This window comes from Bartonella sp. AA74HLJMH (genome assembly GCF_042197045.1).
GTDB lineage: Bacteria > Pseudomonadota > Alphaproteobacteria > Rhizobiales > Rhizobiaceae > Bartonella.
In genome coordinates this window covers 1-18613 of sequence record NZ_JBHIRJ010000017.1, presented here as the reverse complement: position 1 = coordinate 18613, position 18613 = coordinate 1, and the positions used below count along the sequence as shown (strand labels likewise).

General features: G+C 41.7%; 23 protein-coding genes. 19 read left to right on the top strand and 4 right to left on the bottom strand.

Annotated elements, in window-relative coordinates; genetic code table 11:
• Window positions 1-7: 7 nt before the first annotated feature.
• From ACFINH_RS07660 to ACFINH_RS07580, 17 genes are all read left to right on the top strand, one after another.
• Window positions 8-919 carry a hypothetical protein gene (locus tag ACFINH_RS07660; protein ID WP_375613685.1) on the top strand — a complete coding sequence of 304 codons (912 nt, stop codon included), beginning with the start codon at window positions 8-10 and terminating at the stop codon, window positions 917-919.
• Window positions 920-1016: 97 nt separating this feature from the next.
• On the top strand, window positions 1017-2159 hold the full coding sequence (locus ACFINH_RS07655; RefSeq protein WP_375613686.1) for a N4-gp56 family major capsid protein: 1143 nt from the start codon (window positions 1017-1019) through the stop codon (window positions 2157-2159).
• 19 nt (window positions 2160-2178) lie between these two features.
• A complete protein-coding gene (locus tag ACFINH_RS07650) occupies window positions 2179-2628 on the top strand; it encodes a hypothetical protein (RefSeq protein ID WP_375613687.1) in 450 nt (149 codons plus the stop codon).
• Between the two features lie 72 nt (window positions 2629-2700).
• The gene (locus tag ACFINH_RS07645) at window positions 2701-3399 is read left to right on the top strand and encodes a hypothetical protein (protein WP_375612494.1); all 699 of its coding nucleotides are present in this window, start codon (window positions 2701-2703) and stop codon (window positions 3397-3399) included.
• A complete protein-coding gene (locus tag ACFINH_RS07640) occupies window positions 3399-4856 on the top strand; it encodes a hypothetical protein (RefSeq protein ID WP_375613689.1) in 1458 nt (485 codons plus the stop codon). Before ACFINH_RS07645 ends, ACFINH_RS07640 begins: the two co-directional genes overlap by 1 nt.
• A gap of 41 nt (window positions 4857-4897) precedes the next feature.
• A complete protein-coding gene (locus ACFINH_RS07635) occupies window positions 4898-5281 on the top strand; it encodes a hypothetical protein (RefSeq protein ID WP_375613690.1) in 384 nt (127 codons plus the stop codon).
• 1 nt (window position 5282) lies between these two features.
• Window positions 5283-6338 carry a tail fiber domain-containing protein gene (locus tag ACFINH_RS07630; RefSeq protein ID WP_375632566.1) on the top strand — a complete coding sequence of 352 codons (1056 nt, stop codon included), beginning with the start codon at window positions 5283-5285 and terminating at the stop codon, window positions 6336-6338.
• Complete coding sequence (locus ACFINH_RS07625; protein ID WP_375632565.1) at window positions 6338-8197, top strand: hypothetical protein; 1860 nt, start codon at window positions 6338-6340, stop codon at window positions 8195-8197. Before ACFINH_RS07630 ends, ACFINH_RS07625 begins: the two co-directional genes overlap by 1 nt.
• Window positions 8190-10388, top strand: coding sequence for a hypothetical protein (locus tag ACFINH_RS07620; protein ID WP_375632564.1), 2199 nt, complete (start codon window positions 8190-8192; stop codon window positions 10386-10388). The genes ACFINH_RS07625 and ACFINH_RS07620 overlap by 8 nt, the downstream gene beginning before the upstream one ends.
• The gene (locus tag ACFINH_RS07615; protein WP_375632563.1) at window positions 10388-11380 is read left to right on the top strand and encodes a transglycosylase SLT domain-containing protein; all 993 of its coding nucleotides are present in this window, start codon (window positions 10388-10390) and stop codon (window positions 11378-11380) included. Before ACFINH_RS07620 ends, ACFINH_RS07615 begins: the two co-directional genes overlap by 1 nt.
• On the top strand, window positions 11373-12350 hold the full coding sequence (locus ACFINH_RS07610; protein ID WP_375632562.1) for a tail fiber protein: 978 nt from the start codon (window positions 11373-11375) through the stop codon (window positions 12348-12350). The genes ACFINH_RS07615 and ACFINH_RS07610 overlap by 8 nt, the downstream gene beginning before the upstream one ends.
• 9 nt (window positions 12351-12359) lie before the next feature.
• Window positions 12360-12611 (top strand): hypothetical protein, encoded by a 252-nt coding sequence (locus ACFINH_RS07605; RefSeq protein ID WP_375612617.1) that lies wholly within the window; start codon window positions 12360-12362, stop codon window positions 12609-12611.
• Between the two features lie 17 nt (window positions 12612-12628).
• Window positions 12629-14338, top strand: coding sequence for a hypothetical protein (locus ACFINH_RS07600; RefSeq protein ID WP_375632561.1), 1710 nt, complete (start codon window positions 12629-12631; stop codon window positions 14336-14338).
• A 13-nt stretch (window positions 14339-14351) separates the two neighbouring features.
• Window positions 14352-15017, top strand: a complete 666-nt coding sequence (locus tag ACFINH_RS07595) for a lysozyme (protein WP_375612619.1) — start codon at window positions 14352-14354, stop codon at window positions 15015-15017.
• Window positions 15014-15241, top strand: coding sequence for a hypothetical protein (locus ACFINH_RS07590; protein ID WP_375612620.1), 228 nt, complete (start codon window positions 15014-15016; stop codon window positions 15239-15241). The genes ACFINH_RS07595 and ACFINH_RS07590 overlap by 4 nt, the downstream gene beginning before the upstream one ends.
• Entirely contained in the window at window positions 15174-15380 is a 207-nt protein-coding gene (locus tag ACFINH_RS07585) for a hypothetical protein (protein ID WP_375632560.1), read from the top strand. Before ACFINH_RS07590 ends, ACFINH_RS07585 begins: the two co-directional genes overlap by 68 nt.
• A complete protein-coding gene (locus ACFINH_RS07580) occupies window positions 15373-15591 on the top strand; it encodes a hypothetical protein (RefSeq protein ID WP_375630254.1) in 219 nt (72 codons plus the stop codon). The genes ACFINH_RS07585 and ACFINH_RS07580 overlap by 8 nt, the downstream gene beginning before the upstream one ends.
• A gap of 61 nt (window positions 15592-15652) precedes the next feature.
• Here ACFINH_RS07580 and ACFINH_RS07575 read toward each other — a convergent pair whose 3' ends face one another.
• Both ACFINH_RS07575 and ACFINH_RS07570 read right to left on the bottom strand, forming a co-directional pair.
• The gene (locus ACFINH_RS07575; RefSeq protein ID WP_273787998.1) at window positions 15653-15934 is read right to left on the bottom strand and encodes a type II toxin-antitoxin system YafQ family toxin; all 282 of its coding nucleotides are present in this window, start codon (window positions 15932-15934) and stop codon (window positions 15653-15655) included.
• 7 nt (window positions 15935-15941) lie between these two features.
• A complete protein-coding gene (locus tag ACFINH_RS07570) occupies window positions 15942-16223 on the bottom strand; it encodes a type II toxin-antitoxin system RelB/DinJ family antitoxin (RefSeq protein WP_015856349.1) in 282 nt (93 codons plus the stop codon).
• 190 nt (window positions 16224-16413) lie between these two features.
• On the opposite strand from ACFINH_RS07570, the gene ACFINH_RS07565 reads away from it, so the two are divergent.
• Entirely contained in the window at window positions 16414-16782 is a 369-nt protein-coding gene (locus ACFINH_RS07565; RefSeq protein ID WP_273787997.1) for a helix-turn-helix domain-containing protein, read from the top strand.
• Window positions 16783-17038: 256 nt separating this feature from the next.
• Window positions 17039-17197: a hypothetical protein gene (locus ACFINH_RS07560; RefSeq protein ID WP_375632559.1), complete on the top strand. Its 159-nt coding sequence runs from the start codon at window positions 17039-17041 to the stop codon at window positions 17195-17197.
• Between the two features lie 83 nt (window positions 17198-17280).
• Here ACFINH_RS07560 and ACFINH_RS07555 read toward each other — a convergent pair whose 3' ends face one another.
• Both ACFINH_RS07555 and ACFINH_RS07550 read right to left on the bottom strand, forming a co-directional pair.
• Complete coding sequence (locus ACFINH_RS07555; RefSeq protein WP_375632558.1) at window positions 17281-17811, bottom strand: helix-turn-helix transcriptional regulator; 531 nt, start codon at window positions 17809-17811, stop codon at window positions 17281-17283.
• A gap of 80 nt (window positions 17812-17891) precedes the next feature.
• Entirely contained in the window at window positions 17892-18419 is a 528-nt protein-coding gene (locus ACFINH_RS07550; protein ID WP_375632557.1) for a helix-turn-helix domain-containing protein, read from the bottom strand.
• Window positions 18420-18613 lie beyond the last annotated feature (194 nt).

The window sequence follows — 18613 nt, the reverse complement described above, 5'->3', positions numbered from 1 at the left end:
ACAGAATATGGAAGAAGAGTTTACGCCAGAAGAACAAGCAATCTATGATGAACATTTTGCCAGTGATAATGTTGTTGAGTTGGTCGAGCCAGAACAAGTTGAGGAAGTTTTTGATGCAGAGGAAAGTTCTGAACAGCCAGCTGTAGAACCACTTCAAGAGCAGCCAAATTCTGATGTAATAGAATCTGATAAACTAGAGCAAGAGCGGCAAGCACGACAAAAGGCAGAACAAAGCGCCATTGAAGCGCGTGAATTGGCTATTGAACTTGCGCAAAAATATGCCGCAATGCAGGAAGAAATCACGCGCCGCCGTGAGGAAAATATTCCCTCCCTAGAAGACGACCCAAAAGCACATTTTGCATGGCTTAGTCATAAGGTACAAGAACAACAGAAATTGCTTGATGAGTTTTCTCATATGAGAGAGAGCCAAGAGCGCATGAGTCAAGAGGAATATGAACGCCAAAAGTTGGGGGATTATTTCGAGGAAGCCAAAGCGCAAGTACAAGATAAATATCCAGATTTAGACAGTATCACGGACTATCTCTATGAAAGAGCAGACAGTGTTTTACAAGCGCAAGCAAGCCTTTATCCGCAATGGAAAGACCCAGAGGCACGGCAACAACAAATTGGTGCTGAATTGCGCCAAATATGCCAGCAGTGTCAGAAAGCTGGTATAAACCCAATTGAGGTGCTGGTGCAAAAAGCAAAAGCTTTTGGGTATAGTGGCGCGCCCGTTAAGGACGAAGTAGGAGCTCTTCAAGAGCGTTCTCAAGCAGCGCGGACGCTTACAGCGCGCGGCGGACAAGTTCCAACAGGCGGTATGGATGTGAGAACGCTCTTTTCCATGCCAGAAGCCGAATTTGCTGTATGGGTTGAGAAAAATCCCGAAAAATTTGAACAAATTATGAGCAGAGCGTGAGATGTGCGTGGTGACGCAACAGAGAGAACCAAGTGATTTTTATCGTTTGGTTATGCCGCAAGGCGAGTTTTAAAAACCAAGAAAGGCATTGATTGAAATGGCAGTAACACAGGTAAATCTTAATGACCCATTAGCCGTTGGCGTTTGGGCTAAGATGCTAAACACAGAAACTTCAAAAGCGTTGCCCATTGCACCGCTGATGGGAAAAGGAAAAAACAGCATTATTCAAGTATTGGATATGCTAGGAAAATCCGCTGGTGACTCTGTGACGAGCGGATTAAGAGTCCAACTTATGGGGGATGGCGTTAGCGAGGGACAAACGCTGGAAGGCAATGAAGAAGCACTCCAATTTATGAATGAAACGGTGCGTATTAACGAGCTTTCTCATGCTGTACGCGTAAAATATGAAGGCACCATTGATCAACAACGTGTTTTATTTAATTTACGAACAGAAGCAAAGGATGGGCTTGTTGATTGGTATGCAGATCGCTTAAGTTTGATGTTCTTCATTCAGGCAGCAGGTTATACAGCACCATGGATTCACTTCGAGGGACGCACCATAACCCTTAAACCCGTACACTATGGTTTTAATGCTCCATTAGAGCCAAGCAAATTGCGTATTATTCGTGCCAATAAGAAAAAGACTGATGAAGAACTTACAAAAGACGATGTTTTTACATTAGATCTTATAGATCAGGCTGTTGAACGCGCAAAACTTGCTAATCCACGTTTGCGCCCTGTTCGTGTTGATGGAAAATCGGCATATGTGATGTATCTCCACCCAACACAGGTGACCCAATTGCGTACCAATACAAAGAGCGGGCAATGGTTAGACATTACCAAGGCAGCTTATGATGGCTCTGGAGCTAAGAACCCAATTTTTAATGGTTCTTTGGGGATGTATAACGGTGTCATTTTGCGTGAAGCTGAACATGTCCCCAATGGTATCAATTCAAAGACACAAGAGCCTGTAACATCTGTTCGCCGTGCTGTGTTGCTTGGTGCGCAAAGTGTTATCATGGCTTATGGGCGCGTTGGCAATGGAGCAACAGGAGGCGATGGGAAAGGGGGAACACGCTATAAACTTGTTGAAGAACTGTTTGATTATCAACGTGAATTTGGGGTTGCAGCTAAAACCATTATCGGCATGAAAAAATCACGCTATACCTTGCCGCATTCTGATCAAGGGGGGCAGGATTTTGGTACGATTGTTATCCCTTCTTTTGCCGAAGCAAGCTAATTATTAAAGGATGACAATTATGGCAGAAAAATCGCTAATTACACAGGAACCTGTTGAGACCGTTGAGACTGTTGAAACCGTTGGCATAATAGATGAGGGATTGCCACCTGTTTTGCAAGGACGCAACAACTCTACGCAGCAGGTTAGTTTTTTACGGGCGCGTGTTAAATGTACAGATCAAGGGTTGATAACAAAAATTGGCGTTCTACCCCGAGGGGCTTTTATAAAAAGTATTACAGCTTATACCATGGAGGATTTTGAAGATGTAACAGCTACATTTGGAAAAGAGCCTCATGGTAATGATTATGGAGATGTAGGGCTTCGGCAATCTACCGATGGCAATCTGTACCTCCCTATGGAGGAACGAGATGTTCCATTAGAAGCTGAAAGTACGATTTACATGACACGAGACAAGAAAAGCACCAAAGGTGATGCTGAGGTGATTGTTGAGTTTTACACTAATCGTTAAAGGCAAGGGGGCGTTTATTGCTTGCGTCCCCCTCCTATACAAGATGCCCCAAGACATTTGGAAGAGGCTGATATGACAATAATAGTACAGACAGGTGGTCCGATTGGAGACAAACAGACCATTGCTCCTTGGGATAAAAATTTTATCCAGATGTTAAATGATATTCAGGATGAAATAGATGATCAAACAGATGAGTATGTTGATCAAGTGCAAAGGGCGATATTTTCGGCTATTCGCTTTTGTGAACGATTGCCTTTTTATTTCAATGAAAGCCGCGAAGTTGTTTTTACCACTCTAAAGGGCAAAAGCCGTTATGGCGCAGAGGAAAATCCAGTTATTCCGGCTGCTGTTCGCATTGTTGATGCTTACGTTTATGAAGATAATCACAGCAAAGCAAAGCTTTTGCAGGTAGATCCTCTTGTTATTGAGAATCTTGAGGATGATTGTAGCCATGGCATGCCTACACGCTATGCTTATTTTGAACAAAAGCTTGTCTTGTATCCAACACCAGAGCGCGTTTATTCTATCAGGCTTATTCTTGACCCTGTAAGAATAAAAGATATTGAGAGTGCACAAGAAGCGTCCATATGGTTTTTAGAAGCCTATGAACTGATCAAAACGCGTGCAAAATATGAAATTTATACCAATATTATTAAAGAACCACAGATGGCAGCGGCAGCTTTTGCCATGTTTCAAGAGCAACTCGATGCGCTTCAAATTGAAACATCACGGCGCAAGAATTTGTTAAAAATTCAACACACGGATTTCTGATGACCTTTATTCCTATTGCTGAGTATAGACCAGATGTTGCATTTATTAATAGTGGTTATTCTAGTGAGATCGTGAACGTTTTACCTGCACCAAATTCGTATATTCCGTTTCCCATTGTGGCGCCGGTCTCAGATCCTTTTCCGGATGTGATTTTGGGGGTCTATGCGGTGCGCTCATTGGGTGGTGTGCGCATCATTGTGGGGGCACCAACAAAACTTTATGAATATGACAACAGCACGCGCGGCTGGAAAGACATTAGCAAACCTCACACACAATATCACGCCAATGAGACTGCACTTTGGTCTTTTGCCTCCTTTGGTGATCATATCATTGCTGTTAATAGCAATGACCCACCACAAATGCTTTCGTTAAAAACGGATGAAAGGTTTTGTGATTTGAGCGGTAATCCCCCGCGTGCTGGACTTGTGCGTGTGTGGGGTGATTTTGTTTGCCTGATGCAATTAACAGATAAGCCAAACCGTGTTCAGTGGTCCGGTTTGAATGATGCGACACATTGGACGGTTGGGGAGAAAAGTTGCGATTATCAAGATTTTCCCGATGGAGAATATGTTCAAGGGTCTACGGAATCAACAAATCCACTTATTTTTATGCGCTCCGCCATTTATCACGCAACCTTTGTACCAGGCTCTAAAATTATATTCAGTTTTGCAAAAATAAAAGACAAAATAGGGGCGAAAAGCAGCACAGCAATTGCAAGCCGTGGAGACTGTACTTTCTTTGTCTCTGATGATGGTTTTTATCAAATCAACAGTGCTGGTGAAATGCTCCCTATAGGCTTTGGTAAAGTCGATAAAACCATCTTCACACTTTACAATAATTTTGCCATTGATGAGATGAGAGCATGTATTGATCCGGTCTATTCTCGTGTTTATTTTTCTATCAATGATAACACTGAAGGGATGCATATTTATGTTTATGATTGGCTTTTGCAAATATGGAGTGTCATTAAGGGGCAAAACCTTCTCTTATTTCCCCTTTTTGCAGCCGGTTATACATTAGAAGGCTTAGACGAAGTACAAGAGAGCTTGAAAGATTTACCAGCTTCTCTTGATAGTAAAATGTGGCAAAATGGTGCGCCTGTTTTGGGAGCTTTTACGCCAGACAACACATTTGGTTTTTTTGCGGGTCCTCCGATGGAAGCAGTTATTGCTTCACAAATTGTGGGGGATACGGGCAGGCAAATCAACCTGATGAGTGAGGCTTTTGTTCAAGCGGATACAACAAAAGGTTTTTTAAGTGTTGGGGCGGCATTTATCATTGATAACAAGAACCAATTAAATTGGGCTAAAGAGCGTTATGCCGGCTATAATATTGGGATGTATAATATCCGCTCACGGGCGCGTTATCACGCTTTGCGTCTGAGAATACCAGAAGGCACGCCATGGACACATATAACAGGCTTTGATGTAACGCTGAAACCCGCGGGCGTAAGATGAGTTTTAAGATCTATAATACAGAAAAATGGAGCGCTGAACAAATGGCGCCCTATTTTGACAATGTCATAAAATCGATAGCTTATTTTAATCAAAAATTCCCTGATGATTATAATACAGAGACCATTTTAAACGATATTTTGAAGGGAGAAAAAGTTCTTTGGATTATCGTTGATGCGCATGAAAACTTTATGGCGCATGTCACAACACAGTTACAAGAACTCGTCACTGGAGCATTAAGGGCGGTTGTTGTCACGCTTGGTGGAAAGGGAGGAGCACCCTTAACAAAGCTTATCACTCAGATTGAAGCTTATTACAAGGAAAAAGGGGCAAAAGAGCTTGTCATCATAGGCAGGCGAGGGTGGGAAAAATCTCTTAAATCGCATGGATATCTCGTTAATCTTTTAGAATATAGAAAGCAGCTTTAATATGGGAAAAAGTTCTAAACCAATCCAGAATACCCAAAACACGACGCAAACAAATGAACCCCCTGCATGGGCAAAAGGTATTTTTGAACACGCAGCTCAAGATGCCATGACTTTTTATAACCAAGGCAGCGGAAAAGCCGTTTATGACGGGCAGCGTGTTGCGGGTTTAAGTGATCAAACAAAGAATGCGATTAATGGGCTTAGCAATAATACGCATAACTATGATAACAATTATTTAAATGGATTAGCCACAGGGCAAAATTCAACAAGCCAAAACTTAAAGAACATGGCTTCAGGGCAACAAATAGGCAATAACCCTTACTTTAATGAAGCACTTCAAAACGCATTAAATAAAGCAACAAGCTCTATTAATAGTTCATTGGCAGGTGCTGGGCGTTATGGTTCGGGTGCGCATACCGGCGTTTTGGCTGATGAATTGGGGGGCATAGCAACACAAGCTTTATCACAGCAATATAACCAAGATGTCAACAACATGATGCAAGCTAATGGAATGATTGACCAAGCAAACCAAAATCAGTTGGCGGGCGCCAATAACTTCTTTCAAGGTCAAGGTCAGGTAAATCTTAATGCGTTGACGGGAGGGAGTGTACTTGATGCCAATCATCAACGGCAATTAGATGAAGAGCGGCAAAAATGGGAGCAGCAGAACAATCTTGATTGGGACCAGTTAAGTAAGTTGCTTACAGCTGGTGGGGCTGTTGCTGGAAATTATGGAACGCGAACAGGACAAATGACGACATTGACTCCACAGCCAAAACCTAATCCGTGGGAGATTGTTGGAAATGTTGGAACTATCCTTGGTACTTTTGCTGGGCTTAGTGATATCAGAGCAAAAGAAAACATCAGAGAAGCTGGGCAGAGAAATGGCTATAAACTCTATGAATACAACTACAAGGGGCACCCAGAGCGCTATCGCGGGGTGATGGCACAGGATGTTTTGAAGTCAAAGCCAGAAGCTGTTTTCTTGCATAAGGCGACAGGTTTTTTGCATGTGGATTATAGCAAGCTTGGCTTTAAGATGGAAAGGGTGCAGTGATGGAACAAGAAAACACAAATTCTCTTTTAAAGTTGTTTGATCCAAAATTTTTGCGTCCCTTGATGTATCAGGTCATACCTCAATTGCCAAAGCATTTGTTCGAACAGCTTTCTACGCCTCCAAGCACGCCGTTGGAAGGGCGATACAAGCCAAGTTTTTTAGAACGTGCTGCTTTTAGCACAAACCCTTTTGATGCGAGCAATGGGGATAATACTCCACAAAAATTGAGTCCTACAGAGCTTATTCGTGGTTCTCAAGCAGGAGGAGGAGAAGTTGGGAAAAAAACGCCAGCAGAATTGATTATGTCTACGGATGATTTAAAGCGCCAAATGCCTCCATTACCGGATGTTTCAAAGGATACTGTTAAGATACAAGAGGCGCTAGAGCAACAAAAGCATGACTTCTCAGAGCAGGGAGGTGTTGCATCAATGATTCCTCAATCTCCACTTGTTGCGAACATTGATCAGTCTAGTGGGGATGAAGCTGGGCGACAGCAGAAAAATGTGATGGATTATATTGCTCAACTTAATGAGAAATCTATAGCGGAAAACTCTTTGAAAAACGATTCTGGAAATGATGAGGAAAAACTTTTTGATGCACCTATAGGAGAAGAAAAACATTTGAATGCACACTTACCAGAAGAGGAGCATTTAAAAGCAAGTGCTAAGCCCGAACAGGCAACCGATTATGTAAACGCAGTTGGAAATTTTATTCATAAAGATGCAAATCCAATCGGCTTATGGGAGCGTTTTAGAAAATCAGAATTTTCCGAGCATTTAATGGATTTTTTTGCGGGGCTTGCATCAGGAAAAACACCGCAAGAAAGTTTTTCAAATGCGGCACTTGTTATGCGGCAGGGCAATAATGTACGTGCTCAAAATAGACCAATTTTTGAGTTTTTACGCTCTAAAGGATACAGTGATAAAGACGCACAAGCCCTTGTGCAATATCCAGATCTTGCCATGAAAATCATAGGCAGCACGTTAAGCCCTCAAGAAGGCTATAGAACATTGACATCAGAAGAAAAGGCAGAGCAGGGATTGCCTGAGGATATGACTTTTCAAGTCTCAACAAGCACAGGGAAAATTATACCTGTCCAAGGAGGACAGCGTTCCACTACTTCTGGATTAGGGGGGAATACCGATGGCATGCTGTCAAAGCCTGAATCAGGTTATATGTATGTTAAGGATGAAAATGCACTTGGTGGCATACGTGCGGTGCCAATTGCAGGCAGTGGTTCAGAACATAAATTAATTCAAGAACAGAAGGAGGAGGAGCGTAAAAACCAACAAATGCAAATGCGAATTCTGGAAACAGCAGACAGGTCAAATCGTATACTCTCAGCATCTAAAGAATTGCTAAAAACTATTGAGGAACACCCGCATGTTGTTGGTTTCACTGGTCCTATAATGTCGTTCCTTCCTAATTCTAAGGCAAAAGATTTTGGGCATATGCTCGATTCATTGAAGGCAAGTATCGGGCTTGATGCCTTGAGAAAAGCAAAAGCATTTTCACCAAATGGCGCATCTGGCTTTGGGAATTTGTCTAATATGGAATTGCAAGCATTGCAAAACTCTGTAGCGGCGTTGTATCAAGATCTTTCTGCAGAGCAAATGAAGAAATCTTTAAAAACAGTTATTGACACTTTCAATAAATCCAATGCAGCAACGCGCGCAATTCTTTTTGGTGGTGCAGAAGCAACAAACGAGCTCGTTCGAGCCGCCTATGGGCAAGATGCTTATAAGGGAAATCATGCACAGTCAAATGATCCACTAGAAAAACAGATAGAAGCATTGCCGGAAGGCATGTTGTTCGTTGATAGAGATGGACGCATTAAGGAGAAACAAACCAATGGCTGAAGTAATCCCCCCTCTTATTAATCGTAAAAACACAAGAGTCATTGGGCATATAAGTGACTATACACCAGAACAGCTTCAAGAGCTTTTCGCGAAGAATAAGGAAAGGCTAAGTGGTTCTGTTACAGGAAATAATGGTGCAACAGAGGAAGATGGTCCACATCCAAGTGCAGCGGGTGCTTTTGGATGGGGAGCTCTTCATGGGTTAACTATGGGGTATGATGATGAAATAGCTGGAGTATTCGCTTCGGGACCTCTGGGACCTATTAATTATTGGATGGGAGATGAAGAAGCAGTTAAAAAATATAATGAAGTGACAAAGCGATGGCGTGACTATCAAAGAGCGGCGAACCGAGATCAGTTTTATGCATCTATTGCGGGGAATTTAGCGGGTGCTGCAATTCCTTTTCTAATACCAGGTCTTGGCGCTCCTGCGGCTGCTCGTGCGGCAATTGGGGCTGATGTTGTGCTGGGAGGAAGAGCTGGTGTTGCAGGAGCACAAATAACCAGTAAAGCTTTAGCAGCAGGAGAAAGGGCGGTGCAATCTGCTTTAGCTGAGGGTGCGGAACGGGCAGCGGCAAAAGCTGCAGGTGAAGCAGCAATGAAAGCAGTAGCAAGTAAAGAGGCGGCAAAATTTAGCTTGGGGCGTGCAGCAAAAACTGGAGCCATTTATGGTGGAATAGCAGGCAGTGGTGAAGGGGAAGGGCTTGCAGATACTCTAGTGTCTGCTGGGTTTGGTGCAGGGTTAGGCGTTGCAACACCATTTGTTGCCAGTGGCGTATCAAAAGTGACACCTTTTGTGACAAAATCACTTAAAGCAGCATTGAGAGGACCTATAAGCCCAGCTGAAATGGCAGCAAAAGCAGCGCTAATGCCAGAAAAAGAAGCATTTCAGGTAAGCGATAGAGCGCTTAGGGATGTAAGCCAAACTTTAGGGGATGAAGGTGTTGATAAGCTTGAAAGGGCATTAAAACAGCGAGGTCCTGATTCAATGATTATTGATCTTCATGATGGGCTTGCTACAAGAGCTTTTAAGGCAGCAAAAAAAGACCATGATACATATTCGCTCATAAGTAATCGTTTGAATGAAAGGCAAGATGCGAGTGCACTGCGGGTAAAGGATGCGTTGACAGATGTGATGGGTCCAAAAGTAGATACGCTTAATTTAAAGCAAGAGATTATCAAACAAGCACAGAACAAGGCTGAACCATTTTATGAGAGGGCGAAAGCTTCTCCTATTTCTAATGCTGTCAGTAAAGATTTATCGCGGTTGCAAGAAACTCCTGCCTTCCAAAAAGCCTATAAAAAAGCAATTGCGCGAATGCCAAATGAAGCGGATGCAACAGTTATAGGGAGCAATGGATATCCAAAGCTGAATATGCGAATTTTACATAAGATGAAAGAGGTTTTGGATGATCAAATTAATTCTGCGCGCATCAAAGGAAAATGGGGATATGCTCGAGATTTGACTGATTTCAAACAACGCATTCTGGACGTTTTGGATACATCATCTCCAGATTATGCTAAAGCACGGAAAATTTATTATGACGAGCGTACTATCGGTAATGCTTTGGAGCAAGGAAAAAAAGCACTGAATAAGAGTGTTGATCTTGATACAATCAACAGTCAACTTTCAGATTTGGGGTTGATGGAAAAAGAGGCTTTTCAAAAAGGGATGCGGTCACAAATAGAAACTGCGGCAGGCAATGCACAGAATTTTGAACACAGTCTTTTGAGTTTGTTTGACACAAAAAATGGTCAAGAAAAATTGCAGCGGAGTTATGGTGAGGATAAAGCAAAACAGCTTATGAAAATGTTGCGACCAGAAGTGGAAAGAACAAAGCTTTTTGCACGATTGCCAAACCATATAGGTGAAGTGGAAGAGAGGGGGGCACAACAGACTATGGGTATAGGAAAGATTGCTTTCATCAAGGCAGTTGTAAAAAATTTCGCAAGAGAATTTGGACGCAAATTCTCAAGCGTCCATAAAGATACTGAGAGAGATATTGCAGCGCTTATAACAGCGCGGGAAAAAGGAGATTTTGGGTTAGCAAGAGAAAAAGCCGTTGAATTAATTAAGAAGTTTCATGAAGCAGAAAAGAAACGCTTAATAACACGAGAAAATTATACGAAATTCATTAATTTTGTTGGCATTATTTTGAATAGCAGCGTTGATAGAACGGTTATAAACTAATGATCAATTTTCATCCTAATGTGAAGCGTGCTATCTCACAGGCAGCACAAAAATATGGTTTGCCAGAAAGCTTTCTTGAACGTGTTGCTATGATAGAAAGTAACGGTAATCCAAATGCAAGAAATAAGAACAGCAGTGCAGGGGGGCTGTATCAATTTTTAGATTCAACAGCAAAACACTATCAACTGAATGACAAGTTTGATCCCTTTCAAGCAACCGATGCTATGGCACGGTTAACGAAGGATAATACGCGTTATTTAGCAACAGCATTAGGCAGAGAGCCATCAGAGGCAGAGCTTTACCTCGCACACCAACAAGGACCAGCAGGGGCAGTAAAGCTTATCAAAAATCCACATATTCCAGCGAGCCATCTTTTAGGTCGACAGGCAGTCACACTCAACGGTGGCAACATGGAAGCTACAGCAGGGGATTTTATGAATCATATTTATGGGCTTTATAATAAAACGGGAGATGCTTTGAAGAGAACGATACAGCAAAACCAAAGCAATGGACAAGCAGCACCAAACGAGGTGGGTCCTTTGCGTGGGTTTGAGAGGATTCAAAAGACACTTCAAGGTAATCAAGTGGGGCAAGGTAATCAAGGGGGCAACCAATTGATGGCATATGACACGCCATTTCCAAACAGAATGATGGCGCCTGAAAGTAGAGACAATTTAACAGGACAGATTATGGAAACCACACCATTGCAAGCACAAGGTATTGATGCAGGTGCTCTTAAAAAGGGCTTTTCCGGTTTGCTTCATTTAATGAGAGAGAATGGAGAACGACAAAAACAGCAGGCACAGATGGTACAGCAACAAATGTTACAGCAACCAGTCATGGCGGGTTTCTCACAATCGACTGGGGGACCAACAGATTTAACACCTCTTATTGATCCCTCTAGGCGGCAATCTGTTGGTTCCTATGGGCGGCAAAAAGAAGAGCAATTGCGTGAAGAGCTATTAAGAAGAACGGGGGCTTATCATGTCTGATATTTATGACTGGTCACTCACAGCTGATCAAAATGCCAATTCCGATAGTATCATTAATTGGGCAGAAGGGCAGCCGCCTAGTTCTGTCAATGATAGTGCGCGGGTCATGATGCAGCGTATACGTGAATATCTTGCCGATAATGGTGGTTCTCTTGACTCAAAGTTTATTGTGAATGGAAAGGAACAAACAACATCAATTACGTTGACGACGGTTTCTCCAATAGCAAAATATAAAAACGATATCATTATCCGCTTTAAGGCGTGTGGTATAAATATTGGTACGACAACAATAAACATGAATAATATAGGAGCAAAGCCACTCTATAAAGCCACCAGCACGGGAATAGTACCATTGACAGGTGGTGAGTTACAAACAAATGGTATTTATGAAATAGTCTATAATGATGGCATATCAACAAAAGGTCTTGATGGCTGGTATCTTTTAAACCCTACCCCCATTCCACCACCGAAGGTCGAAACCTTTCCTTGTGGTTTTATTGCGACCTTTGCTATGCAAGAAGTCCCAAACGGCTGGCTTTTATGTGATGGCGCTACTTATGAACGCAAAGATTATCCGCAATTATTCAAGGCGATAGGGGATAAATGGGGAAAAAACAGCGATACAACCTTTAAAGTTCCAGACTTTAGAGGAGTGTTTTTGCGCGGCTTTGATAATGGTCGCGGTTTAGACAGAAGTAGAAAATTTGCTGATATACAGCAAGATTGCCTTAAATCGCATACACATGCTTGTACCATTGAAGAGGCAGGTCAACATACGCATAAGCATGATTATTCTATGGTTACAAGAGTTGGTCAAATAGGTGGCAGAAATCCTGCTTTTGGTAATTCATATTATACAAAAGATACAGAACCTGCTGGAGTGCACACGCATAAGGTAACGATTTCTTCAACGGGCGAGGCAGAAACACGCCCTGTTAATGTACCGGTTGTTTATGCCATAAAATCGTGAGTTTTTCAAATGATCAATAATCCGTCTGCTATTGATGATATTGCGGACGCGGAGCAAATCCGCGTCCTTTTTTATGCAAGCAATCGAATGGTTCATGCACCCTTAAATAAGGTACTTGATCTTGTCAAAAGCGACATACAGCATGATCTTTTAAGCGCTTTGGCAGAATATAAAGAAGCGACAGATAAACGCATAGAGATCATGCAAAAACTTATTGATGAATTGCAGTCCTCTCTCTCTCACAACAAGACAACGAACTGATTAAGGAATGAAACGCGATGCCATTACCCTATCACACACATATATTTAAGCTTGAACCAGCAACAAAAGAAGAAGTCAAAGAAGGTGTTTTAGATAGTAAGGCTCTTGCACCTGTTTCAGTGGGGAGTGCAGCAGCTTATGAGGTAGAATATTTTGCAACCGCTGCTCAAGGAAAAAAGGCTGATGATGCTATTGCAAAGAGAGATATTGGAGCTCTTGCTTACAAAAATAAGGTCACAATTCACGATATTGAAGCAAGTGGTGAAGCGCATGAGAATGCGATTTTATCAGGCGCTGGCTGGGTAAAAATATCGCCTTTAGGGATTGGCGATATGAAGGCTGCTACATATGATCCCGACAATGTGGGGGCAAATGCATTTTCTATGGAAAATATGCACGAGGGTCCTACCAAAAAGATCTTAACCATAGAGGAAAGATCAAAGCTACGATGGTTGAGTTCTACGCAGCCAACGATGGAAAAATGGCGGAGGGGAGATGAAGGTGTTTATTATCCCATATCTCCGGTAGATCTCAAAAATACCATTCGTTATTTTGTAGGCTCAAAGTCTTTTGGTATGTCAAAATCAGTTTATGATCCAGATAAAATAGAAAAAGATGTATTTGATATGGAGAATATGAAGGAAGGGAAAAAGCATCTTATCTTAACTCCTCCAGAACGTGCACAGATTGCAAAAATTGATAAAGTTGAAGATGTTGCACAACAAGGGATTCATGTTGCAAGTGAAGCGAAGAACGTTGCAGATATTGCATTAAGAACAGCAAATGATGCAAAAGCTTATGCAGTAGATGCAAAAAAAACGGCTGAGACAGCACAAAAAACGGGAGACAGTGCAAAAGCTGAGGCAAATATTGCGCAAACAGCAGCCGATAAAGCGCAAGATACAGCACATAGTGTACAGAAAAAAGTTGATCTCATTCAACCTCTTGCCAAACAAGACTGGATTGATGGCACAAAAACAGTGGATGCACTTATCTCACCAGCCAAACTGATGGCTTCAATCAAAGCAAATAGTAGCAATAGCAGCGGCGGTAGTAGCGGCAACAATGGTGGCGGGGTTAGAAAACCTGTTGAAATTCTGATGACAGAAAGCGGAGATATTCCATTGCCTGATGGTATTACTGCTGACACCGATATCGAAGTATGGGCTTGGGGCGGTGGAGGTGGTGGCGTTAAGGATGGTGGCGGCGGCGGCGGTCAATGTGTGCATGTTAAAATGAAAGGTTCTGATTTAGATAAATTAAAAACAGCTTACATTGGTCGTGGTGGTAAAGGCAATGACAGTAACATTTTGTGCAATGGTGGTAGAACAATGATCAAAGGGCTTGTTACAGCAGAAGGAGGATATTCCGTTTCCATGACTCTCGTTAACTTTGGAGGGAAAGGCGGCGATGGAGGAGGAAACAGGGAGGGCAGCAGTGGTGAAAGCTTTATTTTTTCTGGTGGTAATGGTGGAGGGAGTGGAATAGACGGCAAGAGAGCTGGTACTGGTGGAAGTTCTTTTCTTGGCGGCGGCGGCGGCGGTGGCGGTAAATGTAAGGGTTCTATCATGGGGCAGGGTGGTGAGAGTTACAAAGGTGGTAACGGTGGTAGAGGTGGTAAAGAATGTGGCGGCGGCGGCGGTGGATATTTTGATGGGAAACACGGAAGCGACAAAATTGGCGGCGACGGCGGTGATGGAGCAGTACTCATAAAGGTATATTTATAAGGTGAATTGAACAATGGCACGGAAAATAAGTAAAGACTGTTTATACTGTTTAAAAAAGTGGGAAGGTTTGCGCTTGCAGGCTTATCAAGATGCTTCTGGCATATGGACGATTGGTTATGGTCATACGAAAAAAGCCGGTCAACCAACAGTTGTTGAGGGTATGGTGATTACAGAAAAAAAAGCTGAAAACATGCTTTTAGCAGATTTGCGGCAATATGAGAGGGCGGTAGAAAAAGCAGTTTGTGTGAATTTAAGCGACGAGCAGTTCGGCGCTCTTGTTTCCTTTTGTTATAATGTGGGTATTGCAGCTTTCCAAAACTCTACATTGCTTAAAAGGCTTAATCGGGGGGATTATGAAGCGGTACCAACCGAATTGCAGAAATGGACCAAAGCGGGAGGCAAACGTTTACAAGGTCTCGTACACCGGCGTGTAGCAGAGGCAGGGCTATGGGCGAAAGGGGCTTATGTTTCTTCTAATTATCAAACAGTAGAAACGAAACAACCAACAGGGTTTCTCAAAGCAGAAGCATTGGCACCGATTATTGGTTCTTTCTCAGGTCTTGGTGGGTTTTTAGCGGGCAATGGACCAATCCAATGGGCTTTAGCCGCCATTATGGTTTTAGCGGCATGTACTGGCATTTTCTTTGTTGCTAAACGCTTTCAGGAGCACCGCCTATGATCTTATGGATGAAAAGAAACTTGATGGTAACAGGTGCGGCTTTAGCCGCTTTTTTTATTGCCTTAGCAAAAGCTTTTACTCTTGGGAAAAAAGTAGAGCAACAAAAGCAAACAGAAAAAGCTTTAAAAGCAGCCACAACACGGCTTGAGGTGGAAAGTGAAGTTAATCAAAAAAGTGATGCTGATATGCGTGCTGCTCTCTCTCACTGGTTGCGCGACAAATAAATATGCTTCTTCTTGTGTTGGCTGGTTGCCAATTTATTTAGACAAGAAAGATCTGAACGCCATCAGTTCCAATTTAGCAAGAGAGATCTTAAAGCACAATAATCTAGGTGAACGCTTGTGTGGGTGGAAACATGGTTAGAAAAAAATCCAAAAAACACACAGAGCTTACAGAATCAGAAAAAGAAATGCTTCAAGAAATGATCATCACCTATCAAAGCGTGAAAATGATGTCTCGCTTGATGAAGTGGATAGCATTTTTTCTTTTTTTGCTTATCCTCGATTTTGCACGCCTCATGGACGCGCTAGATAATGTCATTGCACATTTAAAGCAGTGGTTTTCAAAGAACTGAACAACTGTCATAAAAGAAAAAATTTCGTAAAATTCTTTATTACTATGAATTGGAGATCCAATTATAAACGCAGTTCAGAATGGGAACCAAGTCGTAAAAGCTCTAGTGTTTTGGCATCTGGCTTTCGATAGATCAAAACTAAATCCGGCTTTATGTGACAATCACGACAATTGCGCCACTGACCTGTTAGTGCATGATCTCTCCAATGCGCCTTTAGCGGTTCATTCTCCGCTAACGCTTTGACCACAAGCAGCAAATCCTCCTCTAGTGCATTAGCATATTTACCTTTGCTTTCACGTTTAAGGTCACGGCGGAATGAACGCGTATAGACAATTTCCCGCATAGCAAGCTTAGGTTTGCTTTTCAGATTTACGTGCTTCGGTTCTATCTGAGCGTATCATGGTCCTTAAGCCGTCTAATGATGTACGTTCGACGCGTCCCATTTCGGCATCCTCGATAGCTTGTAATGTTTCCGGATTTGGTTGGAATAGATCAAGTGGTAATGCTCTATCTCTAGCAATGCGGGTCATAAACATGCGCACTGCATCCGATATAGTTAAACCCGTAGACTTAATAACTGCACTTGCAATTTCTTGAACTTCATCAGGTATGCGGGCTTGAATTTTTCCCATTACTAAACCTCCTACTTAATTGTACTACAATGTACTACATTTCAAACCTATGTCAAGAGATTTATCCGTCATGCTATACAACCTTGTGTATTAAGGAGGGTAGGAAGTCAATTTTTAAAAGGAGCTAACCAAAACCTGAGAATTTCTGCTAGAATCACGAGAGAGCTTCTTTTTTAATAGGATTTTTTAGATGCCAACACCATTTGGTAAAACCTTACGCAAACTTCGCATTGATCATTCAGAACGCCTTTTAGATATGGCTAAAAAATTAGATATATCTGTAGCATTTTTATCATCTGTAGAAATTGGCAAAAGATCTGTTCCTGTAGGATTAGAGGAAAAGATAATTGAACTCTATACTTTAGATCAAGAGGTAGCAGAAATTTTGAGAAGAGAATCGGATGCTTGTCGTAAAAGCTTCACTATAAAGCCTTCTAATCCGTTGAGTCGTGAAATTGTTGGCATGTTTGTTAGAAATTTACATAATCTTTCACAACAGGATTTAGCAGAATTTAAAAAATTATTAGAGAAAGTTAGCAAACAAGCATGCGCTTCGTAGAAGCATGTTCGAGAATCCTATTCCCGAATGTAGTTTGACACTAGGTTTTATACTAAGTGGGAAGAGGTGGGATTAGGTAGGAATACGTGGTAATTTGTTGTTTTTGTGTATAAAATTTAGCATTAAATGCGCGTTTTGTCAAAATAGATTTTGACACCTAAAATTGTAAAAAAGAGCTAAAAAGAGCGAAAATTAGAAAAAAGTGCGTTTTCATGGTAAAAATGAGAGAAGGCTTTGAAAGGTCTGTGAAAACCCTGTGAAAAATTTTGAAAAGTCTGTGAAAGCCCAGAAAACCGCCTTTGAAGACCCTGTGAAAAAAATCACTCCAAAAGTTCAATTGACGTCAAAATCAGCCAAAAATAACCAAAAAAGCAAAAAAGATATGCGCCATATGGCGCGTTTCTATTTTTTGTAAATATAATTATTTAAAAACAATGTGTTATTTAAGTTTCTTAATGTAAAGAGAAACGCGCCTGTATTTTTCATTTTAGAGAGGCATTAAGCCGTATTTTGTGTAGTTTCTAGATGTACTCTTTCAGCCTCTATTTGACGCTTTAAATGAATTTTAAGAAGAGGGAAAGTTGCTTCGACTTCTTCCGTGTCGTTGATGTCTTGAACAAGCTCTTGCAACTTTATACAAAGCTCTGCCGCTAATTCCGCTATATCTTCAGGGGGGAGTTTTATATTTGCATCGCGATAAGTTGTATAAGCTATGCGACCAAGCTTTTTCATGAGACCAGTAGGGATAGTTTGTGGTTTAAAACCAGCTGCTTTCGCCTTTTCCATGTCTGTAAACATTTCGCCTTCTCCAGTGAGAAGCCAATGAAAGTCTACGCCATAAATTTTGTGATAGGCAATTACGATAGATGCTGGTGGCTCATTTATACCAAGCTCATAATTTGCAAGCGTATTTTTTGCCAAATTAAGAGATTTGGCAAAAGCACCGCGTTCTTCGTTTCCGAGGATTCGTCTTATTTCACGCAGGCGTTTTGCCAATGGTGTTTTAGGTTCTAGTTCGGGGCGTGCCAAAAATGCTCCTTATTCATATTTAGGTTAGCTTAAATTACAGGATTTTAAAAAGAGCTTCCCCCATTCATCTTAGAGAGGCATTAAGCCGTATTTTGTGTAGTTTCTAGATGTACTCTTTCAGCTTCTATTTGACGCTTTAAATGAATTTTAAGAAGAGAGAAAGTCGCTTCGACTTCTTCCGTGTCGTTGATGTCTTGAACAAGCTCTTGCAGTTTTTTATAAAGTTCCGCCGCGAGTTCCGCTATATCTTCAGGGGGGAGTTTTATATTTGCATCACGATAGGTTGTATAAGCTATACGACCAAGCTTTTTCATGAGTCCAGCAGGAATGGTAGGCGGAGAGATATTGAAAGACCGAGCCATCATCATGTCTATAAACATTGCATCTTCACCGGTCAAAAGCCAATTCAGGTTTACTCCAAATTTTTCTTTATATGCTGATAAAACCGTTGCATCTGGAGTTCTATCACCGCGTTCGTAATTTCCAAGCCCTTGAATACTGATACCAATTTTAAGTGAAAATATATCACGAGATAAGCCCACAAGCTTTCTAACTTCTGTGAGTCGTTTTGCTAATGCAGTTTTGGGCTCATTTTTTTGTCGTCTCATATTATAAATGTTTACAAATGGGGTTGACTAATATCCCATTTGTAGATATACCTCATATTAGAGCCCGATACGAAGGGCGTTTATTATACATTTAACCCCACAAAAAACGGATGGTTTGAGCATCCGTTTGAAGCAGGAGCGAAAGTTATGACAACCACACAAACATGCATCCAAGTTTGGGATCGCCATAGTAT